Genomic DNA, 19,719 nt, shown 5'->3' with positions numbered 1-19,719 from the left:
CTCCTGCACCTGCTGCTCCCCCCACCGCGCGCCCACCACCCGACCGCCGTCGCATCCACCACCCAGCACGGCCAGGGCCTGGTCCAGTTCGTCCTCGCCGCACATGAGGGCCAGCGCAACACCCGCCTCTTCTGGGCGGCCTGCCGCGCCTACGAGAACGGCATCGGGCCGGACCTCGCCGACGCCCTGGTCGACGCGGCGGTACGCACGGGGCTCACGGCACGGGAGGCCCGCTCGACAATCGCTTCGGCGGCACGGATGACGAGGCAGCGGCCTTGAGTCCATGGTCAACGTTGAGGCAGGGCCCATGCCGAAGGGGTGCCGCTCCGGAGAGTGGCACCCCTTCTGACCTGCAACGTCTATGACCTGCGCGGAGGCGGTGGGATTTGAACCCACGGTGACATCGCTGCCACGACGGTTTTCAAGACCGTTCCCTTCGGCCGCTCGGGCACGCCTCCCCGCGCGCCCCACGATCGTCGGGCGCGCGGGGACAAGACTAACCGTTAGCTGTCGCCCTCGCGCTGGCCCAGGGTGACCTCGGCCGTGCGGGTCTTGCCGTCACGTTGGTAGGTGAGGGTCACCTTGTCGCCAGGCCGGTGCGTCCAGATCTCGCCGATGAGAGTGGGGCCGCTGTCGATCGGGGAGTCGTCGAGCTTGGTGATCACGTCACCGGGCTTGAGGCCGGCCTTGGCCGCGGGGCCGCCCGGGGTGACCGAGTTGGCACCGCCCTCGCCCTGGTTGCTGATCGTCGCTCCGCCCGCGCCGTCCTCCAGGGAGACCGATGCGCCGATCACCGGGTAGACCGGCTTGCCCGTCCTGATCAGCTGCTGGGCGACGCTCTCCGCCTGGTTGATCGGGATCGCGAAGCCCAGGCCGATCGACCCGGACTGGCCGGTGCCGCCGAGGCCGCCGTTGCTGGAGGACTGGATCGCCGAGTTGATGCCGATGACGTTGCCCTGCGCGTCCAGGAGCGGACCGCCGGAGTTGCCGGGGTTGATCGACGCGTCCGTCTGCAGGGCGCTCATGTACGACGCCTTGGTGCTGGCGCTGCCGTCGCTGGAGGCGACAGGGCGGTTCTTGGCGCTGATGATTCCCGTGGTCACCGTGTTGGAGAGGCCGAAGGGCGCGCCGATGGCGATGGTCGAGTCGCCTACGGCCACCCTGTCGGAGTCGCCGAGGGTCAGGGGCTTCAGGTCCGAGGGAGCGCTCCTGAGTTTGATGACCGCGACGTCGTAGCCCTGGGCGTGCCCGACGACCTCGGCGTCGTACTTCTTACCGGAGGGGAAGGTCGCCGTGAGCTTGCCGCCGTCGACGGCGCCCGCCACCACGTGATTGTTGGTGACGATGTGGCCCTGCTTGTCGAAGACAAAGCCGGTGCCGGTACCGCCCTCGCCGTTGCTGCTCTCGGCCTCGATGGTGACCGTGCTGGGCAGCGCCTTGGCGGCGACGGCTGCGACGGTGCCCGCGTCACGCTTGAGGTCGCCGCCGCTCTGCGAGGCGGAGACCGTCGTCGAACCCGTGGAGCTCTCGTTGCGGTCGGCCAGCGTGTAGCCGATGCCGCCGCCCACACCGCCCGCCACGAGGGCGGCCACGAGGACCGCGGCGAGCAGTCCGCCGCGCCTGCCGGCGGGCTTCGGCGCGGGCTGCTGGTACGAGGCGCCCCAGCCGGTGCCCGAGCCGCCGCCGTCCGCGTACGACGGCATGGCCGGGGGCGGAGGCGGCGGCCAGCCGGCGGCCGCGGGCGAGGTCGCCCCGCCGGTGGGCGCTCCGGGGACTCCCTGAGGCTGCGCGTGGCCGCCGGCGCCCTGACCGTCGGCGGACGCATACGGCGGCGCCCCCGTGGGCGCTGCCGGAATCGGAGTCGTCGGCGCGTCCTGTGCGGCGGCGTCACCGGCAGGGGCGCTCGACTCGGACGCCTTGGCCGGTGCGGAAGCAGCGGGAGATTCCACCGGCACGGGAGGTGCGGACGGGGCGGGGGGTACCGCGGTGCCCTCGTTCTCGGTGCTCACAGCTCTTCTCCTCGATCCACGGCTATTGTTCCTTGGTCGCGCTCGGTCACACTTGGCCACACTCGGTCAGACGCGTTCACGCTTCGGCGGTCCGGCGGTTCAGCGATCCGGCACGATGAAGCTGTGCATCTGCGCATCCGTACATCTGTGCATGTGCTTGTCATGTGATTGTGTCTGCCGTCAGCTTTTCCCATGGACCGTCAGAGCACCATAAGCGGCGGCTGTGGGTCCGCGACCATCCTTTATATCGGACCTGTCATACCTATCGGACTAAACAGACAGATTTGTGACGCGACCACCCTCACGCATACCCCTTCACGGTGGCACCATGACGCCGTGACCCACGCACGACAGCAGCCGATTCAGGTCGTCGCCCACCGCGGCGCCTCCGAAGAGGCCCCCGAGCACACCCTGGCCGCGTACAAGAAGGCGATCGAGGACGGTGCGGACGCCCTCGAGTGCGATGTACGGCTGACCGCGGACGGCCATCTCGTCTGCGTGCACGACCGCCGCGTCAACCGTACGTCCAACGGCCGCGGCGCGGTCTCGGCCCTGGAGCTCGCCGACCTGGCCACCCTGGACTTCGGCTCCTGGAAGAGCCGTGACGAGGAGCCCGACTGGGAGCACCGACCCGAGGACCGGGAGGACACCTCCGTCCTCACCCTGGAGCGCCTTCTGGAGCTGGTCGCCGACGCGGGCCGCCAGATGGACCTGGCCATCGAGACCAAGCACCCGACGCGCTGGGCGGGCCAGGTGGAGGAGCGGCTGCTGCTCCTGCTGAAACGGTTCGGACTGGACGCCCCGGAGTCCGCCGCCGAATCGTCGGTACGGATCATGAGCTTCTCCGCGCGTTCCCTGCACCGCGTCCGGGCCGCGTCCCCGACGCTGCCCACGGTCTACCTGATGCAGTTCGTCTCGCCCCGGCTGCGCGACGGGCGGCTGCCGGCGGGCGTCCGGATCGCCGGGCCCTCGATCCGGATCGTGCGCAATCACCCCGCGTACATCGAGCGCCTGAAGCGGGCCGGTCACCAGGTGCACGTGTGGACCGTGAACGAGCCCGAGGACGTCGACCTCTGCGTCGACCTGGGCGTCGACGCCATCATCACCAACCGCCCGCGCGCGGTGCTGCGGCAGTTGGATCACTGACGCCGCCGGAGCCGCGGCGTGCCACCCTCCGCCCGGGATGACCCCTGAAAAGAACCGATGCCTCCTGAGAAGAACCAGGGGCCGCGGGAAGGCCACGGGAAGCCACAGAACAGCACCGAATTCCAGCCACGCGATTACGGGGAGTGCACCGGCGCGTTCGGTCCGTATTTGATCGTTACGAGTGCGTCAGTGCACGCGGATTGGCCGGTTTCCAGTTCAGCCCAATGGGGCATTCACACCGTGGCGTGGGGCAAAGGAGGTCTCGGGGGTGGCGTTGGTGGTGGCACAGGAGGTGCCCACGTCGTCGAGCATGGCCGTACCCCATGGCCCTGCGGGCGTGGGGGAAGCAAGACACAGGATGCGTGACCAGCTGCGCACCGGTGGTGTGGCGGAAGCGGTCATCGACGATGCCGTACTGATCCTTTCCGAACTACTCAGTAACGCGTGCAAGCACGGCAGACCACTGGGCGACGAAGCCCTCGCCGGGGACGGCGACGTGCGCGCGGCGTGGTGCGTCGACCCGTCGGGCCGGCTCACCGTCGAGGTGACGGACGGCGGTGGCCCGACCAGCCCGGTTCCGGCCACACCCTCGGTCACCGCCCATGGCGGCCGTGGCCTGAACATCATCACCGCGCTGGCCGACGACTGGGGCGTCCGGAACGACGCGCGCGGAGAGGTCACCGTGTGGGTCGTCGTCCAGGAGAACGTGGACCGCGCCCGCCGACGCGACGACTTCGTCACCCGCGTCACGGCTCCGCCGGTCTCCGCGATACCCGGCCTGGAACTGGCGGACGCCTTCGAGGACATGGACTAGCACGGGGCGCACCACTCGGGAACAGATCGCTCGGTGCGTGATGTGCGTGGTCTGGCTCGGTTCGGGCACGGTGGTCTGCAACGCGGATACGCGGGGCCTTCGGCCAGGTACGAGCGACGAGTGACTCGGCAGCGAGGGATCTGCGATCCGGAACACGGCGCTTGCCCCCGACCGGCCGGCAACCCCGGAAGACACTCCCTGGCCGGCAGGCACCCCCTGGCTAGCAGGCACCTCGTCTGGAGCGGACCCGGATCGAACCGCTGGTTCCAGGACGACTCGGTGCGTTGTCCACAGGTTCCCGTCGGTCGCCGTACGAGCGGCTAGGCTCGCGACTGTACGAAACGAGCCGTAACCGGGAGACACCCACGATGGCCAAGAAGCGACCCCAGACGAAGGCCAAGCGCCCGCAGAACACGGGCGGAGTCGGCGCCGCAGGCGCTGACGGCCACGTTCCGGTTGTCGGCGCGCGCGAACCCTGCCCCTGTGGCAGCGGCCGCCGTTACAAGGCCTGCCACGGCCGGGCCGCCGCGCACGCGGTGACCGAGTTGGTGCAGCGCCCCTTCGAAGGGCTCCCGGGGGAGTGCGACTGGATCGCGCTGCGCGAGCTGGTGCCGGCCGCCACCGTCGAGCTGACTCTGAAGGAGGGCCTCCCGGAGGGCGTCCCGTCGGTCACGCTCGCCACCGTCCTGCCGATGGCATGGCCCGCCCTGCGCCGCGACGACGGCTCGGTGCTGCTCGGCCTGCAGAACGACACGGCGTCGGGCGACATCAGCCGCGACCTGGCCGACACCCTCCAGCGCGCGCTCGTTGCGGAGCCCGGCACTCCGGTCCAGGGTCGCCGTGCCCCGGCCGAGGGCCCGCGACTGCAGGATCTGATCGATCCCGAAGGCGCGTTCGAGCCAGTTGTGCACACGGGCTTCGAATTCTGGGTTCCGGACGCGGAGAACGCGACTCCGGATGTGGCCGCGTCCCTGGAGCGGGCCAACGCCGCCGCTATCCCGACCGTGAAACTCCAGGGTGTGGACGCCGCGTACTGGTGCGAGACGCCCGAGAAGAACCACCTGCGCTGGGTCATGCCTCACGCCGAGGAGCAGCTTCTGGACGCCCTCGCGCGGCTGCACGCGGCCGGGCAGTCGGCACTCGGCGAGGGCACCCGTCTGGTGGGCTCCTTCCGTGCGCACGGTCTCACGGTGCCGGTCTGGGATCTGCCGAGCAGCGTCGGCGCGGAGGACATCGAGAAGCCTGCCGCCGAGTTCGCCGAGCGCCTCGCCACCGCGCTGGCCTCGGACGCGCCGCTGACCGCGGACGAGCGACGGGCACGCGGCGGGCTGACCAACCGACAGGTCACGCTCAGCTGAGAGACGCTGTCGGCTGACCGACCGGTCAGCCGACCCGGCGTTCACGGAGCAGGTGACTCCTGTCACAACTCCCCTCTGTGACAAGGAAATCGGTGTCTGAATAGCCGAGATCGAATTTGCTAACAGCCGATCTCTTGTTACCGTTCCAGTAGCCCGGTTGCTGGTGCATCCCCCGTCGCCAGCAACCGGGTCTTTCCATGCCCGGGTTCGGACGGGGTCAGTTGTACGGAACCGGGACGGGCGTCAACCGCCGTTCGTCTGGGACGAGTTGCTCCCGGAGCGCAGCAGCAGTGGCCCTTGTCCGGCGCTCCCCGCGAACTCCGCGACGGCTGTGTACGCCCCCAGCTCGCCTCGCGTTCGCTCCCGCGGCGTCTCACACACTCCGGGCTCTTCCTGCGCGCCGACGACGCAGCGCATCCGCACGGAACGCCCGTCGGGTGCCATGAGGCTGAGGAAGGAACTCAGCTCCTCGCCCGTCGCGTTGCGGTAATAGGTCCGCGCCCAGGTCTCCTCGCCCCGGGTCAGCACACAGGTCTGCGCCTCGATGCCGCCGGGGGACGAGAGGTCGGGGCCGCAGCGGGTGGCGGTGGCGAGGTCGAAGCCCAGCGACAGGAGCGACCGCGAGTGGGCCGGCACCCCCTCGCCGCGCGCCGCGCCGGCGTGGGACACACCGGTGCGCCCGTCGTCACCGTATGTTCGCTCGCCACCCTGCGTTCGCTCGTTGTCGCGCGCTGGTCCGTCACCGTGCGCTCGGCCGTCACGCGTTGTGTCCTGACGCGCTCCGCCGTCAGCCGACCCGTCGTGCCACGTCTCGCCCTCACGCGCTCCACCTTCGGCGGTTCGCGTCGTGGCGTCGGTGAGTCCGGACACCCGGGCGACCATCCGTCCCGCGTCGCCGACAGTCCCCGCGGACGCCACAGCCAGCGGCAGGGCGACGGCGGCCACCGCGACCCCGATCAGCGCCCCCAGGCGAACCCTTCGGGCCCCCGGCCCGCGACGCCGCAGCCATGAGGCTCTGTGCCGACCAGAACGAAGCCGACCGGAATGAAACTGCATGAACGGAAGATAACGCCCCGCAGTGGGCGCCCGGTTTCCCGCGCGCCCGACACCCTCACAACTCGGGTGCGCTCACACCCGTACGAGTGAGGGCCTCCACCACCGCGTCCACGACGGCCTCCACATCGGGCACCCAGGGCGCGGCCGAGCCGGGCAACGGCGCCCGTTCCCAGCGGACCTGGCCGATGCCGGTCTCGGACGGGGGCAGCGCCAGATAGCCGCCCTCGCTGTGGAAGCGCAGGGAACCCGGCACGAAGTCCTTGGCGTACAGCAACTCGCCCAGTTGCTCCATGGAGTAGGGCGCCACGAGAATCGCCCAGCGCGCGGGCGTCGCGACGACCGGGCCGAGGCGCATCCCCATGCGGTCGAGTGCTTCGAGGGCGCGGGCCGCCGCGAGGGCCGGCAGGCTCACCGCACAGGGCGCCTTGCCTCCCGTGGCCAGCACGATGGGCGCCGCGGGCCGGTTGCTCCACCACCAGCGCACCATGCGCTCGTCGGTGGTGGCCGCGAGGAGACCGGGGTCGAAGGGGTGGGCGCCGGGCACCACACACTCCGCGTCGGGGCATCCGCAGCGGGCCCGGCCCTGCGGATCCGGAGCCACGCCCGGGAGTACGGGCCACTGCCATTCGGTCGCGAACGTCAGGGCCTGGTGAAGCATCTCAGACCTCCCGCCGTTCCGCTGGGGCAGGAGCCTGCGTCGCTTTCCGGGGATCTCGCGCATGAGCGCTCGCTCCTTTCCGTTGCACGCCTGGCAACACCGCGGTCCACATCACATTATGTGTCGATCACTTCACTGTGCGTACCTGCTGGCGCAGCACACCCTTGTCCAAGACAAAGGGAACCCCTATGGGCCGAGCACTGACTGCTTCCGTGTCCATACTGCGTCTGCTCTAAAGCGCGGGCATGGCGTAAGGGTGGCGACGCCCGGCGATTTGCCGTCCCGCTCTTGCTCGCCGCCTCCGCCACGGGAGGATGGGGCACGGTCGTCGGTGGATAGGACGCTCGACTGGGGCGCCAGGTTCCAGGTGGCCCCCGCCACCCCTGGCTCTCACCGAGTACGTACCCATCACGACCGCTGTGACGCTCTGTCGAACAAGGCCAGTCGACCGCAATACGCCGTTCCCTGAGGCACTTTTAAGCCAACTTTACTATTTCACAAGAGACTCACCGGATCCCACGGACACCAGATATCCCCGCAGGACAATGCTGGACATCTCCTCACGAGTGCGTGTACATGTGGAGACACCGCTAGCGGCGCAAAATGACATGGGGGTTTGCGATGCTATGGAGCAATACGCGCCGGTCCGAAAGTCGGACACCATGAACGCCCCTCACCTTCCGAAAGTGGCTGGAATCGATTCAACCGTTCCTTCGCCCGCACACACTGTCGTGCCCACACCCGCCGCCACGGGCGCTCCTCCGGCCGCGCCGTCCATCGCCGCCGAGGCCGTTCTCCAGGACCGACTCGCGGGCCGGGTCTCCGATCTCACGACCCTCCACGAACTCACCGAGCGCCTGGCACGCACGGACTCACTCGGCGACGCGCTCCAGGAACTGCTGCGCTCCGGAGCCGCCCTCGTAGGCGCCCGGCGCGGTCTCGTCGTCCTCGAACCGGGCGACGGGCTCGGCCCGGACACGACCGTCGGCCTGGGTCTCGGCCGGGCCGATCTCGGCCACATCGAGACGGTGCCGCGCGCTTCCATGTCGTACGGACGGCTCCTCGACACACCGGCCGGACTCCCGGGCGGCGATGGCGAGATCGCACAGCCCGACCTCTTCGCCGAGGACGGGCTCGACCCCCGCCACCGTGAGGTGGCCGCCCGTCTCGGCTACGCCGCCAGTTACGCGCTGCCGCTCACCACGGAGGCGGCGGGCCGCCTGGGTGCCGCCGTCTGGCTCTACGACGAACCCGCCGAGCCGGTCGAGCGGCAGCGGCACCTGGTCGGCCTCTACGCCCGTTACGCGACCGAGCACCTGGCCAGGACCGTCGAAACAGAGCGCACGCGCGCGTGTATGAGGACGATCGCCGAGGAACTGCTTCCCTCCCGGCTGCCCCGCCTCGCCGGCATTCAGCTCGCCGCCCGGCACCGCACGGGCCCGCGCGGTGGCGGCGACTGGTACGACGCGCTGCCGCTGCCTGACGGCGGGCTCGGCCTCGCGGTCGGGTCCGTCACCGGGTCGGGGCCCAGCGCGATCGCCGCGATGGGTCGGCTGCGGGCGTCCCTGAGGGCGTACGCCGTGATGGAGGGCGAGGACCCCGTCGCCGTCCTGTCCGATCTCGAACTGCTCCTGAGGCTCACCGAACCCGCCCGCTCGGCGACCGCGCTCTACGCCTACTGCGAACCCGCCCTGCGCAGGATCACGCTGGCCGGGGCCGGGCACAGCCCGCCGTTGGTGATCGGAGAGCGGCGCACCGAGTTCGTGGAGACGTCCCTGTCGGCCCCCTTGGGGATGCTCGCCTGCTGGGAGGCGCCCAGCATCGAGCTGTGCGCCGAGCCGGGCGAGACGGTGCTGCTCTACACCGACGGTCTGCTGCGGCGCATGGGCGGCCCCATGGACCGCGCCTTCGCCCGGCTGCACGCCGCCGCGGCAGCTCTGCCCAGACCGGTGCGCGCCGACCCCGGTGCGGTCGCCGACCACATCCTGCGCGGCGTGCTGCCCGACGGGCCGGCCTTGAGGGCACCCCACAACCGGACTGAGCCGGGACCCGCGGACGGCAGCGACGAGGACGTGGTGCTGCTGGCGGCCCGCTTCGAGTGACCGGGCGGCCGGGATCCCGCACCGGTTCAGGCACCCTGGTCCCTTTTCGGTACGACCGTACGATGGGGGACGTCCAGTGCCTTATCGAGGAGGATGACCGTGGCGGACGAGCTCGAACCGGAGACCCCGGAGACCGAGGCGACCGATGCCGGAGAAGAGCCGGTCAAGCAGCGCAAGAACGGCCTGTACCCCGGCGTGTCCGACGAGCTGGCCGAGAACATGAAGTCGGGCTGGGCCGACACGGAGCTGCGCGACCTGCAGCCGATCGCCCAGGCCGCCGAGACCGCCGCCCGCCGCGCCGCGCTCTCCGCGCGTTTCCCGGGCGAGCGCGTCGTCGTCCCCGCGGGCAACCTGAAGACCCGCTCGAACGACACGGAATACCCCTTCCGCGCCTCCGTCGAGTACGCCTATCTCACCGGCAACCAGACGGAGGACGGCGTCCTCGTCCTGGAGCCCACCACGTCCCCGGACGGGAAGAGCGGCCACAAGGAGACGATCTACCTCCTGCCGCGCTCCGACCGTGACAACGGCGAGTTCTGGCTCTCCGGCCAGGGCGAGCTGTGGGTCGGCCGCCGCCACTCGCTCACCGAGGCGGCGCAGCTGTACGGCATCGAGGCCTCGGACGTGCGCGAACTGGCGGCCAGGCTGAAGGAGGCCACGGGCCCGGTCCGGGTCGTACGCGGTTACGACGCAGGCATCGAGGCGGCGCTGCACGACAAGGTGACCGCCGAGCGCGACGAGGAGCTGCGCGTCTTCCTCTCGGAAGCCCGCCTGGTCAAGGACGACTTCGAGATCGGCGAGCTGCAGAAGGCCGTCGACTCGACCGTGCGCGGCTTCGAGGACGTGGTGAAGGTCCTCGACAAGGCGGAGGCCACGTCCGAGCGCTACATCGAAGGAACGTTCTTCCTCCGCGCGCGCGTGGAGGGCAACGACGTCGGCTACGGCTCCATCTGCGCGGCCGGCCCGCACGCCTGCACGCTGCACTGGGTGCGTAACGACGGCCCCGTCCACTCCGGGGACCTGCTCCTGCTGGACGCGGGCGTGGAGACGCACACGTACTACACCGCGGACGTCACGCGCACGCTGCCGGTCAACGGCACGTACAGCGAGATCCAGAAGAAGATCTACGACGCCGTGTACGACGCCCAGGAGGCCGGTATCGCGGCCGTGAAGCCGGGAGCCAAGTACCGCGACTTCCACGACGCCGCGCAGCGCGTGCTGGCCGAGAGGCTCGTCGAGTGGGGCCTGGTCGAGGGCCCGGTCGAGCGCGTCCTGGAGCTGGGCCTGCAGCGCCGCTGGACCCTGCACGGCACCGGTCACATGCTCGGCATGGACGTCCACGACTGCGCGGCCGCGCGCGTGGAGTCGTACGTGGACGGCACGCTGGAGCCCGGCATGGTCCTCACCGTCGAGCCCGGCCTGTACTTCCAGGCCGACGACCTGACCGTGCCCGAGGAGTACCGCGGCATCGGCGTCCGCATCGAGGACGACATCCTGGTCACCGAGGACGGCAACCGGAACCTGTCGGCAGGGCTGCCGCGCCGCTCCGCCGAGGTGGAGTCGTGGATGGCGTCACTGAAGGGCTGATCAAGGACCTCGGGGGCGGCTTTGTGATGCCGGCCGGGGGCTGAAACGACACTGCTGGCCGGGTGCCCTCCTGGGTACCCGGCCATTGGTGTGACTAGGGGGCAATTTTCTGGAGCGGGCCCTTGTCTGCGGCCGGTCGGCGCGCTCCAGGGCATGGCGCCGAACCAGGTCGTCTATCTGGGCACCACCGGCAGCGAGTCCGCGAACAGGGCGCCCGCCAGCAGCGAGGCGCTGCCACGGGGGCTCCACGCGCGCGCGTGGAGGTCGGCGTCGAGGGCGGCCAGGGCCTCGCGGCCGGCGTCCGTGGACGTGCCGCCTGCGTCGAGGACCGTGCGGGCGCCGGCCTGGACGTGACGGAGCCCGTGAGGGCCCGCCGTGTAGAGCAACTCCGTGTCCTGCAAGGTGGACATGACGGTGAGAAGGGCGTCGAGCCGGGCCTGCGGCTCGGGTGCGCCCGAGGAGCGTGCCCCGGACAGGGCGTCCAACGCCCGCCGTATGTGCGGGAACCCCGCCCGTGCCTCGCCCCTCGCCCCGGCCGCGCCGTACGTCGCGGAGACGGACGAGCCCCGGGAGGGCCGTCGCGGGGCCCGCCGGTCGGGGTGGGCGGCGATCCTCTTGGCGGTCGCGGCGAGTTCACGTCCCCGGGCGCCCGGCTCCAGGGCCGCCGCGGCGACCAGCAGGCCCAGCACCCAGGTCGCGCCCCGGTGACCGCCACCGGCCAGGGCCACCGAGTGCTCGGTGGACCGGCCGATGGCGCCCAGTTCCGCCCGGAGTTCGGGCGTCGGCGCACCGGTCCGGCGCGCGGCCGCCGCCATCGCCGCGAGGCCGGGCGCCAGCGCCTTCGCCGACCAGCGGTGCGCGCAGTGGTCCTGGCGGGTGACGCGGGCGTCGAGGTCACGCGGATCGGGCAGTCCGGGCTTGGGAGCCAGTTCCAGTTGCCGGGTCAGCGCGGTCACGGCGGCCCGGGCCAGCGTCTCGTCCTCGCGGCTCCTCATCGGCGCGCCTTACGAGGAGACCGAGGCGGACGGGAGGGAGGCGACGGACGGGGAGGAGGCGTCGGACGGGGAGGCGACGGTGGATGGGGTCTTTCCGCGGCGCCGGATGATCGATGTGTTCCTGTGGTTTCCCGTCATGGCCGGAAAGTTAGGGAGGGCTGCCGTCAGGAAGCTGGGGCGGAGCTGTGAGTGCCCTGAGAGTACGGGAAGGCGAAGGTTGCCTGGGATCCTGGCCGGGCGGATGAACGTGAAGGTGAGTTGCTCCGGTGCCGCTGCGCCCGAACTCTCCGCCGCGGTGCCGACGCGCTACACCGCCATTCGCGAGACAGCCATCGCCAGACCGCCATCGCTAGACCGCCATCGCTAGACCGCCATCAGCGGAGAGTCCTCGCGCCACTTGAGGATCTTGTCGAAGCTCACCACGGCACCGCCGCGGCCCGGCTTGTTGCCGATGTGGACGTGGTCGGCGAGCTCCTGGATGAGACCGAGGCCACGGCCGTTCTCGGCTTCGGTGCGGGCATGGCGGGTCGGTGGGCGCCCTCTCGTGGCGGGAAAGCCCGGCCCGGAGTCGGCGACCTCGATACGGCACTTCTCACCGTCGAGGTACGCGGTCACCCGGTACGCCTCGGGCGAGCCGGGCGTGGCTCCACCGTGTTCGACGGCGTTGGCGCAGGCCTCGCTGAGGGCCACGGAGAGGTCGTAGGAGACGTCCGGGTCGACGCCTGCGGTCTCCATGGTGCCGAGCAGAAGCCGTCGGGCGAGCGGCACGCTGGCTGCGTCGCGCCGCAGATGCAGTGACCACCAGATGCTCATGCTCCAGCCTCCTGGCCGCGGCTCGACATACCGTTACGTATTGCCCCCAGCGCGGGTGTATAAGCGCATGGATCTCGTGATGCCGCCCATACAGCGGATGCGCGGACGACGGACCTGGGTGTATGCGGGGTTGTCCGGCAGCAGGATTCACCAACCCGACACAGGAGGCGACCAAGGATCCGTATGACGTCCGAGGATGCGAACGGCATCGCCCGGAGCGCGGGGCGCCGACACCGCCCGCAGCGCGGGGCTCCCGCGGGGGCTCCGCGGTGAGAGCCCTCCTTCGCCCGCGCGTCGGTGCCGGAGCGTCCGGCTCGGCACATGCGCCGGGTCCCCGCTGAACGCACACCCTTCTTCCGGCCGTATGTCACGTTGTGGACCTGCCGAATGGGGCGTGTAGGGCCAGTGGGATGATGAGCCCGCCATGACTGCCCCCCACCCGCGCACGGCGCGCGCCGGAGGTGATCTCCGGGTTCTGCGGGCCGCGGTGTTCGCCGCGGTCTGCGTCGTGCTGGCCGCGGCAGGTCATGCGCTCGCCTCCTGCGCCACGGTCCCGCTGTGGACGCTGGGCGCAGGCTTCGCCGCCGTCTTCGCCGTCGCGCTGCCGCTCGCCGGGTGCGAGCGCTCGCTGCTGGGCATCGCGACGTTGCTGGCGCTGGGCCAGACCGTGCTGCACACCCTGTTCGGACTCGGCCAGCACGGCACGGCCACGCCGGCCGGTGCCCCCGACGCCATGGACGCCGCCCTCGTCGAGCGCGCCGCGCGCCTCGTGTGCGGGGCGACCGCGGCCGCGATCAGCCCGGCACAGGCCCAGCGCATCCTCACCGACGCCGGCCTGGACGCGCACGCCGCGCACAGCCCCGCGGACGCGGCGATGGCAACGGGCTCCTCGGCCTCCGCTCTGCCGACCCTGCCGATGCTGCTCGGCCACGTTCTCGCGGCCGTCGCCACCGGGTGGGTGCTGCGGCACGGGGACCTGGCGCTACTGCGGATCGTGCGGCTGTCCGCGGGCGCCACGCTCGTACGGTCCCTGCGCGCGGCCCTCGCACTGGTGGGTGCCCTGCGCTCCGGGCTCCCGGGAGCACCGGACGTGGCACGCCGCGCTGCGCGCTCCGCTCATGAGGAGCCACCGGCGCCGCGTACGGCCGCGCTTCAGCACACGGTGGTCCGGCGCGGCCCGCCCTCCTCTGCCGCCGTACTCGTGCTCGCTGCCTGACGCGGCGCGCCACTCCACCGGAGGGGACGTCGTCGTCCGGCACGCGCGCGTGCCCGTCGTTTTCGCCGGCCCGGGGCTTCGGCCGTTTTCCGATGTCCCAGGGACCTCGTTGTCGATGGCTCTCCCCCCAGAGGACGGTTCTCCCCGTAAAGGACGGCTCTTCCTGTAGAGGCGGTTTCCCGAAAGGCACCTCCCCAAGAGGGCGCTTTTCGCAGGCCGTCTCCCCAGGAGGGCAATTTTCGGGGATGCTCGGAGCCGCTTTTCGCGGTCCCACTGGCACCGGCACGCACGCGCATCCCTCTTCTTCTCCGGACCATCCGTCTCTGTGGAGTGTCATCTGCCATGAAGGCTTCCCGTATCGCCGCCGTCGGTGCCGTCGCCGCCTCGGCCGTCGTCGTCCTGTCCTCCCCCGCGTTCGCCCACGTCAGCGTCTCGCCCGAGGGCACCGCCCCCAAGGGCGGCTACGCGACGGTCAACTTCAAGGTCCCGAACGAGCGCGACGACGCCTCGACCACCAAGCTGGAGGTGACCCTTCCGACGGACCACCCGCTCGCCTCGGTGCAGCCGGAGGCCGTCGCCGGCTGGAAGGTCGAGGTCACCCGCTCCAAGCTCGACAAGCCGGTCGACCTGCACGGCGAGAAGATCGACGAGGCCGTCTCCAAGGTCACCTGGACGGCCACCGGCAAGGGCATCGAGCCCGGCTTCTTCCAGAAGTTCCCGCTCTCCCTGGGCCAGCTCCCCGAGGACAGCGACGAGCTCGTCTTCAAGGCCCTCCAGACGTACTCCGACAACGACGTCGTGCGCTGGATCGAGGTGCCGGAGAAGGGCCAGGAGGAGCCCGAGAGCCCGGCGCCGGTGCTTGCCCTGTCCGCCGCCACCGAGGACCACCACGGGGCGTCGGGCGCGGGCGCCGACCAGGCATCGGCATCGGACACCGACGACGCCGAGGCCGCCTCCGCCAAGACGTCCGCCGCCGAACCCGCCGACAGCACCGACACCACCGCCCGCGTGCTTGGCGTCGTGGGCATCGTCGTGGGCGCCGCCGGCGTGGCCTACGGCGTGCTGGCCGGTCGCCGCCGTACGAGCGCCTGACTTCTCCGCCCCCGCATCAAACATCTGGGACATTTTTCTATGCGCACGAACAGCCCGAAGAAGACGTACGCGGCGGCGGCCCTGCTCGCCGTCGCCGCCCTCACCCTCTCCGCCTGCGGCAGCAGCGGTGACGACGCGAACGCCTCCGTCGCCGAGGTGTCGGAGGAGTCCGGCACGACCAAGGCTGCGACGGTCCTCGACAAGCCCTTCGAGAAGCCGGACCTCGTCCTCACGGACACGGAGGGCAAGTCGTACGACTTCCGCAAGGAGACCGAGGGCAAACCGACGCTGATCTACTTCGGCTACACCAACTGCCCCGACGTCTGCCCGCTGACGATGAACAACATCGCCGTCGCCGAGAAGGAGGTGTCCAAGAAGCTGCCGAAGTCGGAACTGGCGAACCTGCGCATCGTCTTCGTCACCACCGACCCGGAGCGGGACACCCCGAAAGCCCTCGGCGAGTGGCTCAAGGGCATCGACCCCGATGTCGTCGGCCTGACCGGCGACTTCGACACGATCCAGGCCGGCGCCCGCACCGTCGGCATCTCGATCGATCCGCCGACGAAGGGCAAGGACGGCAAGGTCACCTCCATGCACGGCACCCAGGTCATCGCGTTCTCGCCGAAGACCGACGGCGGCTATGTGCTGTACGGGGAGGACGCGACCGTCGAGGACTACACCAAGGACCTGCCGAAGCTCCTCAAGGGTGAGAACCCGTGAGGCTCCGCATCGGGGCGGCCTTGGCCATGGCCGCCGTACTCGCCCTCGCCGGCTGCGGCGGAGAGGACACCGGGAGCCAAGGGGCCGGCCTGAAGGTGCAGTCCGCCTACATGCCCCAGCCGGTTACCGCCGCCATGGCAGCCGGTTACCTGGTCATCGAGAACGACGGCGACGCCCCCGACACCCTCCGGTCCGTCACCAGCGACATCGCCCAGGACGTCACGATCCACACGACGTCCGGGCAGACGATGGAGAGCGCCGGCAGCGCCGACCGCGCCATCCCCGCCCACGGCAGGCTCGTCCTGGAGAGCGGCGGGATGCACCTGATGTTCGAGAAGCTGAAGCGCAAACCGAAGGAGGGCGAGACGGTGTCAGTGGAACTGCACTTCGCGAAGAGCGACCCGGTCAAGGTCGAGATGCCGGTGAAGTCGGCCACGTATCAGCCGGCGTCGACCAAGTCGTCCGCGTCGTCGCCGTTCTCGTCGTCGCCGTTCTCGTCGTTGTCGTTGTCGTTCTCGTCGTCGTCTTCGTCTGCGGCGTCATCGTCGTCGCACCACTGAGGGAGGGACCACCGTTGAGCCCCCTGAGGCAGGCCATCGCTCCTCGTGTCCGGGCGCTGTTGTTGCTGTTCGTCGCCGTGACCGGCGCCCTGCTCGCCGGCGCCGTGCCGGTCTCCGCGCACGCCGCGCTGACCGGGAGCGACCCGCAGCAGGGGGCGGTGGTCAAGGAGGCGCCGACCCAGGTGTCGCTCACCTTCTCCGAGAAGATCGCGATGTCCGACGGCTCGGTGCGGGTGTACGACCCCAAGGGCAAGCAGGTCGACACCGGCAAGACGTCCGACCTGGGCGGCAACGCCTACGGGGTGAAGCTGCACTCGGGGCTGCCCGAGGGCACGTTCACCGTCACCTACCAGGCGGTCTCGGCGGACAGCCATCCCATCTCCGGCGCGTTCACGTTCTCCGTGGGCGCGCCCTCGGAGACCACCGCCGCGGTACCCGAGCAGGCGGCGGGCGGCGGGATCGTCGGCGGACTCTACGGGTTCGCACGCTATGCCGCGTACACCGGTTTCATCCTCCTGGTCGGCGGCGCCGCCTTCGTGCTCGCCTGCTGGCAGCGGGGGGCGGGCATACGGCCCGTGCAACGGCTCGTGGTGTCCGGATGGCTCACGCTGACCGCGGCCACCCTGGCGATGCTGCTGCTGCGCGGCTCGTACACCGGGTCCGGGGAGGTCGGTGACATCTTCGACCTGACCCTGCTCGGAACCGTGCTGCAGACCAAGGCGGGCGCGGCGCTGGTGTCCCGGCTGCTGCTGCTCGCGGCTGCGGCACTGTTCATCGCGGTGCTCTTCGGGGCGTACGCGCGGCGGGACGAGGCCGAGGAGGGCGCGGACGGCGACGGCCCGGACAGCGAGACCATTACGGAGAGTCCCGCCCATACGGACAGCGACGCCCACGTGGACGGCGATGCCCATACGGACGGGGACGGGGACAGCGACGCCGAACCGTACGCCGACAAGAGGGACCTCACCTTCGGGCTCGCGATCGGCGGGAGCGTGGTGGCCGCGGGTCTGGCCGCGAGCTGGGCCATGGCCGAGCATGCCTCCGCCGGCATCCAGACGGGGATCGCGATGCCCGTCGACGTGGTGCATCTGCTGGCGGTCGCCACCTGGCTGGGCGGGCTCGCGGCGTTGCTCGTCGCGCTGTTCCGGGCGCCCGCGGAGGCCCCGGTCGAGGCGGCGGCCGTGCACCGCTTCTCACGTGTCGCCTTCGGCAGCGTGCTCGTCCTGACGGCGACCGGCGTCTACCAGTCGTGGCGCCAGGTCGGCTCCTGGTCGGCGCTGACCGGGACCTCGTACGGACAACTGCTGCTTGTGAAGATCGGGCTCGTCGTGGTGCTCGTGGGCATCGCGTGGATCTCCCGGCGGTGGACGGCCCGGTTGGCGGACACTCCGGCGGAGAGCGTGGCTTCCTCAGCCTCCCCGGCCTCCCCGGCCTCCCCGGCTTCCCCGGCCTCCGTGGCGTCCGGGGCCGTGCAGCGTACGGACGGGGCTCGGACGGCTGTGGTCTCGGGTGGGGGCGCGAAGGGGGCGAGTACGACCCTGGAGGGCTCCGCTCCGGCCACGGAGGACGAGGTCAGGGGCTCCGAGGACTCGGCGGACTCCGGGCAGGACTCGGAGGATCCCGAGCGCGCCGCCCAACTCGCCCGCCAGCGGGCCGCCATGGCCACCACGCGGGAGAAGCGCATCCGGGACGCCGATCCGGGCCGCAGAGGACTGCGCCGGTCCGTGCTCGCCGAGGCGGGCGTGGCCGTCGTACTGCTGGCCGTGACGACGGCGCTGACGGTGACCGAGCCCGGGCGCACCGTGGAGGAGGCCGAGGCGGCCACGTCCGCGGCGCAGCAGTCCGACGTGGCCGGGGACTCCGGGGCGCTGGCCCTGGACATTCCGTTCGACACGGGGAGTCAGGACGGCAAGGGGGTCGTACGGGTCGACATCGACCCCGCGCGCGTGGGCGGCAACGAGATGCACGTCTATGTACAGCGGTCCAACGGAAGGGTCTTCGACATCCCCGAGCTGAAGGTCGCCTTCACGCTCAAGGCGAAGGACATCGGTCCGCTGCCCGTCGTCCCCGACCGCATCGCCACCGGACACTGGACGGCCGTCGGGGTGCAGATCCCCATGGCGGGCAACTGGGAGGTCGCGGTCACCGTACGGACGTCCGACATCGACCAGGTGACCGTCACGAAGAACGCGCAGATCGGCTGAACCACATCATGGCTGACCAGTCCACACCCGAGGCTCCCGCACCGGGAGCGGATACCGCGGGCGCCCCGGGGAGTACTTCTTCGGAGCGCACCGCGCCATCGGCGTCCACCACGAGCGCCTCCTCCCCGAAGGGGGCACCTCTCGGAGAGGCGTCCCCTTCGGGCGGGGCCTTTTCGCGGCGGCGTCTGCTGGGCACCGCCGGGGCGACCGGGCTCGCGCTGGGAGCCGTGGGCGGAGCCGCCGGATACTCGGCCGACACGACCACGCCGCTCAGCTCCGTCGGCGCGGACCAGGTGATGTTTCACGGGAAACATCAGCCCGGAATCACCACCGCCCTCCAGGCCCGCGGGCATCTCGTCACGTTCGACCTGGCCGCGGGTGCGGGCCGCAAGGAAGCTGCCGCGCTGCTGCGACGCTGGTCGGAGACCGCCCGGCGGCTGATGGCGGGCGAAGCATCCGCACAGGACGACACGGACGTGGCGCGTGACGCGGGACCCTCGTCCCTGACGGTCACGTTCGGCTTCGGGTACAGCTTCTTCGCCCGTACGGGGCTGGAGAAGCAGCGCCCGGACGCGCTGGACCCGCTGCCCGACTTCTCCTCCGACCACCTGGACAAGGCCCGCAGCAACGGCGACCTGTGGGTACAGATCGGTGCCAACGACGCGCTGGTCGCCTTCCACGCCCTGCGCGCGATCCAGAAGGACGCGGGCAGCGCGGCACGCGTCCGCTGGCAGATGAACGGCTTCAACCGCTCACCGGGAGCCACCGCCCAGCCCATGACGGCCCGCAACCTCATGGGCCAGATCGACGGCACCCGCAACCCGAAACCGACCGACACCGACTTCGACCAGCGCATCTTCGTGCCCGCGTCCGGCTCCGACGACCCAGCGTGGATGGCGAACGGCTCCTACGCCGTCGTACGCCGTATCCGCATGCTCCTCGACGACTGGGAGACGCTCTCGCCCGAGGACCAGGAGGACGTCATCGGGCGGAAGAAGTCCACCGGGGCACCCCTGTCCGGCGGCAGCGAGACGACCGAGCCGGACCTGGAGAAGACCGACTCCGGAGGCAGGCTGATCATCCCGATCAACGCCCACGCCCGGATCACACGCCCCGACCAGAACGGCGGCGCGGCCATGCTGCGCCGCCCCTTCTCCTTCCACGACGGCATCGACACGGACGGGGTGCCCGACGCGGGCCTGCTCTTCGTCTGCTGGCAGGCCGACCCGCTGCGCGGTTTCGTCCCGGTGCAGCGCAAGCTCGACCGGGGTGACGCCCTGTCGAAGTACATCCGTCACGAGGCGAGCGGCCTGTTCGCGGTTCCGGGTGGGGCCGCGGAGGGCAAGTACGTGGGACAGCGGCTGCTGGAGGGGCTGTCTCTTATACACA

General features: G+C 70.9%; 17 protein-coding genes and 1 tRNA gene. 12 read left to right on the top strand and 6 right to left on the bottom strand.

Going from position 1 to position 19,719, the window contains the following annotated elements; all coding sequences use genetic code 11:
• Positions 1-279 (top strand): primase alpha helix C-terminal domain-containing protein (locus tag FPZ41_RS33305; protein WP_194236292.1); only part of this gene is annotated, 279 nt, incomplete at its 5' end.
• A 92-nt stretch (positions 280-371) separates the two neighbouring features.
• Here FPZ41_RS33305 and FPZ41_RS33300 read toward each other — a convergent pair.
• Positions 372-458, bottom strand: a tRNA-Ser gene (locus FPZ41_RS33300).
• A 45-nt stretch (positions 459-503) separates the two neighbouring features.
• A complete protein-coding gene (locus FPZ41_RS33295; RefSeq protein WP_322621044.1) occupies positions 504-2,009 on the bottom strand; it encodes a S1C family serine protease in 1,506 nt (501 codons plus the stop codon).
• Positions 2,010-2,345: 336 nt separating this feature from the next.
• Here FPZ41_RS33295 and FPZ41_RS33290 point away from each other — a divergent pair, with 336 nt between their 5' ends.
• The 3 genes from FPZ41_RS33290 to FPZ41_RS33280 all read left to right on the top strand — a co-directional run bounded on the left by FPZ41_RS33290 (position 2,346) and on the right by FPZ41_RS33280 (position 5,327).
• The gene (locus FPZ41_RS33290) at positions 2,346-3,155 is read left to right on the top strand and encodes a glycerophosphodiester phosphodiesterase (protein ID WP_322621043.1); all 810 of its coding nucleotides are present in this window, start codon (positions 2,346-2,348) and stop codon (positions 3,153-3,155) included.
• 181 nt (positions 3,156-3,336) lie between these two features.
• The gene (locus FPZ41_RS33285; protein ID WP_131558541.1) at positions 3,337-3,969 is read left to right on the top strand and encodes an ATP-binding protein; all 633 of its coding nucleotides are present in this window, start codon (positions 3,337-3,339) and stop codon (positions 3,967-3,969) included.
• Between the two features lie 368 nt (positions 3,970-4,337).
• Positions 4,338-5,327 (top strand): DUF5926 family protein, encoded by a 990-nt coding sequence (locus FPZ41_RS33280; RefSeq protein WP_152867323.1) that lies wholly within the window; start codon positions 4,338-4,340, stop codon positions 5,325-5,327.
• A gap of 243 nt (positions 5,328-5,570) precedes the next feature.
• Here FPZ41_RS33280 and FPZ41_RS33275 read toward each other — a convergent pair whose 3' ends face one another.
• Together FPZ41_RS33275 and FPZ41_RS33270 are read right to left on the bottom strand one after the other, a co-directional pair.
• Positions 5,571-6,272 (bottom strand): hypothetical protein, encoded by a 702-nt coding sequence (locus tag FPZ41_RS33275; protein WP_322621042.1) that lies wholly within the window; start codon positions 6,270-6,272, stop codon positions 5,571-5,573.
• A 166-nt stretch (positions 6,273-6,438) separates the two neighbouring features.
• Positions 6,439-7,104, bottom strand: a complete 666-nt coding sequence (locus FPZ41_RS33270; RefSeq protein WP_152867322.1) for a bifunctional DNA primase/polymerase — start codon at positions 7,102-7,104, stop codon at positions 6,439-6,441.
• A gap of 482 nt (positions 7,105-7,586) precedes the next feature.
• Here FPZ41_RS33270 and FPZ41_RS33265 point away from each other — a divergent pair, with 482 nt between their 5' ends.
• Positions 7,587-9,143 (top strand): PP2C family protein-serine/threonine phosphatase, encoded by a 1,557-nt coding sequence (locus FPZ41_RS33265; RefSeq protein ID WP_152867321.1) that lies wholly within the window; start codon positions 7,587-7,589, stop codon positions 9,141-9,143.
• Positions 9,144-9,236: 93 nt separating this feature from the next.
• A complete protein-coding gene (locus FPZ41_RS33260; RefSeq protein ID WP_152867320.1) occupies positions 9,237-10,730 on the top strand; it encodes an aminopeptidase P family protein in 1,494 nt (497 codons plus the stop codon).
• 173 nt (positions 10,731-10,903) lie between these two features.
• On the opposite strand, the gene FPZ41_RS33255 is transcribed toward FPZ41_RS33260, so the two are convergent.
• Both FPZ41_RS33255 and FPZ41_RS33250 read right to left on the bottom strand, forming a co-directional pair.
• The gene (locus FPZ41_RS33255; RefSeq protein WP_152867319.1) at positions 10,904-11,725 is read right to left on the bottom strand and encodes a triphosphoribosyl-dephospho-CoA synthase; all 822 of its coding nucleotides are present in this window, start codon (positions 11,723-11,725) and stop codon (positions 10,904-10,906) included.
• A gap of 363 nt (positions 11,726-12,088) precedes the next feature.
• On the bottom strand, positions 12,089-12,538 hold the full coding sequence (locus FPZ41_RS33250; RefSeq protein WP_152867318.1) for an ATP-binding protein: 450 nt from the start codon (positions 12,536-12,538) through the stop codon (positions 12,089-12,091).
• Positions 12,539-12,962: 424 nt separating this feature from the next.
• Between FPZ41_RS33250 and FPZ41_RS33245 the strand changes: the two genes are divergently transcribed.
• The 6 genes from FPZ41_RS33245 to efeB all read left to right on the top strand — a co-directional run.
• Entirely contained in the window at positions 12,963-13,754 is a 792-nt protein-coding gene (locus tag FPZ41_RS33245; RefSeq protein ID WP_152867317.1) for a hypothetical protein, read from the top strand.
• Positions 13,755-14,096: 342 nt separating this feature from the next.
• Positions 14,097-14,846 (top strand): YcnI family copper-binding membrane protein, encoded by a 750-nt coding sequence (locus tag FPZ41_RS33240; protein ID WP_152867316.1) that lies wholly within the window; start codon positions 14,097-14,099, stop codon positions 14,844-14,846.
• 39 nt (positions 14,847-14,885) lie between these two features.
• The gene (locus FPZ41_RS33235) at positions 14,886-15,566 is read left to right on the top strand and encodes an SCO family protein (RefSeq protein ID WP_152867315.1); all 681 of its coding nucleotides are present in this window, start codon (positions 14,886-14,888) and stop codon (positions 15,564-15,566) included.
• On the top strand, positions 15,563-16,126 hold the full coding sequence (locus tag FPZ41_RS33230) for a copper chaperone PCu(A)C (protein WP_322621041.1): 564 nt from the start codon (positions 15,563-15,565) through the stop codon (positions 16,124-16,126). The genes FPZ41_RS33235 and FPZ41_RS33230 overlap by 4 nt, the downstream gene beginning before the upstream one ends.
• A 23-nt stretch (positions 16,127-16,149) precedes the next feature.
• A complete protein-coding gene (locus FPZ41_RS33225; protein WP_152867326.1) occupies positions 16,150-18,330 on the top strand; it encodes a copper resistance CopC/CopD family protein in 2,181 nt (726 codons plus the stop codon).
• 8 nt (positions 18,331-18,338) lie between these two features.
• The coding region (gene efeB, locus FPZ41_RS33220) for an iron uptake transporter deferrochelatase/peroxidase subunit (RefSeq protein WP_152867314.1) at positions 18,339-19,719 on the top strand (1,381 nt) is incomplete at its 3' end.

Origin of the sequence: Streptomyces acidicola, assembly GCF_009377235.1 — a bacterium.
Taxonomy (GTDB): Bacteria; Actinomycetota; Actinomycetes; order Streptomycetales; family Streptomycetaceae; genus Streptomyces; species Streptomyces acidicola.
This window is presented reverse-complemented; position numbering and strand designations above follow the sequence as displayed.

Coding starts and splice junctions, on each gene's coding strand:
- FPZ41_RS33270 (WP_152867322.1), bottom strand. CDS start 7,104: ATGCGCGAGATCCCCGGAAAGCGACGCAGGCTCCTGCCCCAGCGGAAC.
- FPZ41_RS33250 (WP_152867318.1), bottom strand. CDS start 12,538: ATGAGCATCTGGTGGTCACTGCATCTGCGGCGCGACGCAGCCAGCGTG.
- FPZ41_RS33280 (WP_152867323.1), top strand. CDS start 4,338: ATGGCCAAGAAGCGACCCCAGACGAAGGCCAAGCGCCCGCAGAACACG.
- FPZ41_RS33265 (WP_152867321.1), top strand. CDS start 7,587: ATGCTGGACATCTCCTCACGAGTGCGTGTACATGTGGAGACACCGCTA.
- FPZ41_RS33260 (WP_152867320.1), top strand. CDS start 9,237: ATGACCGTGGCGGACGAGCTCGAACCGGAGACCCCGGAGACCGAGGCG.
- FPZ41_RS33245 (WP_152867317.1), top strand. CDS start 12,963: ATGACTGCCCCCCACCCGCGCACGGCGCGCGCCGGAGGTGATCTCCGG.
- FPZ41_RS33255 (WP_152867319.1), bottom strand. CDS start 11,725: ATGAGGAGCCGCGAGGACGAGACGCTGGCCCGGGCCGCCGTGACCGCG.
- FPZ41_RS33235 (WP_152867315.1), top strand. CDS start 14,886: ATGCGCACGAACAGCCCGAAGAAGACGTACGCGGCGGCGGCCCTGCTC.
- FPZ41_RS33240 (WP_152867316.1), top strand. CDS start 14,097: ATGAAGGCTTCCCGTATCGCCGCCGTCGGTGCCGTCGCCGCCTCGGCC.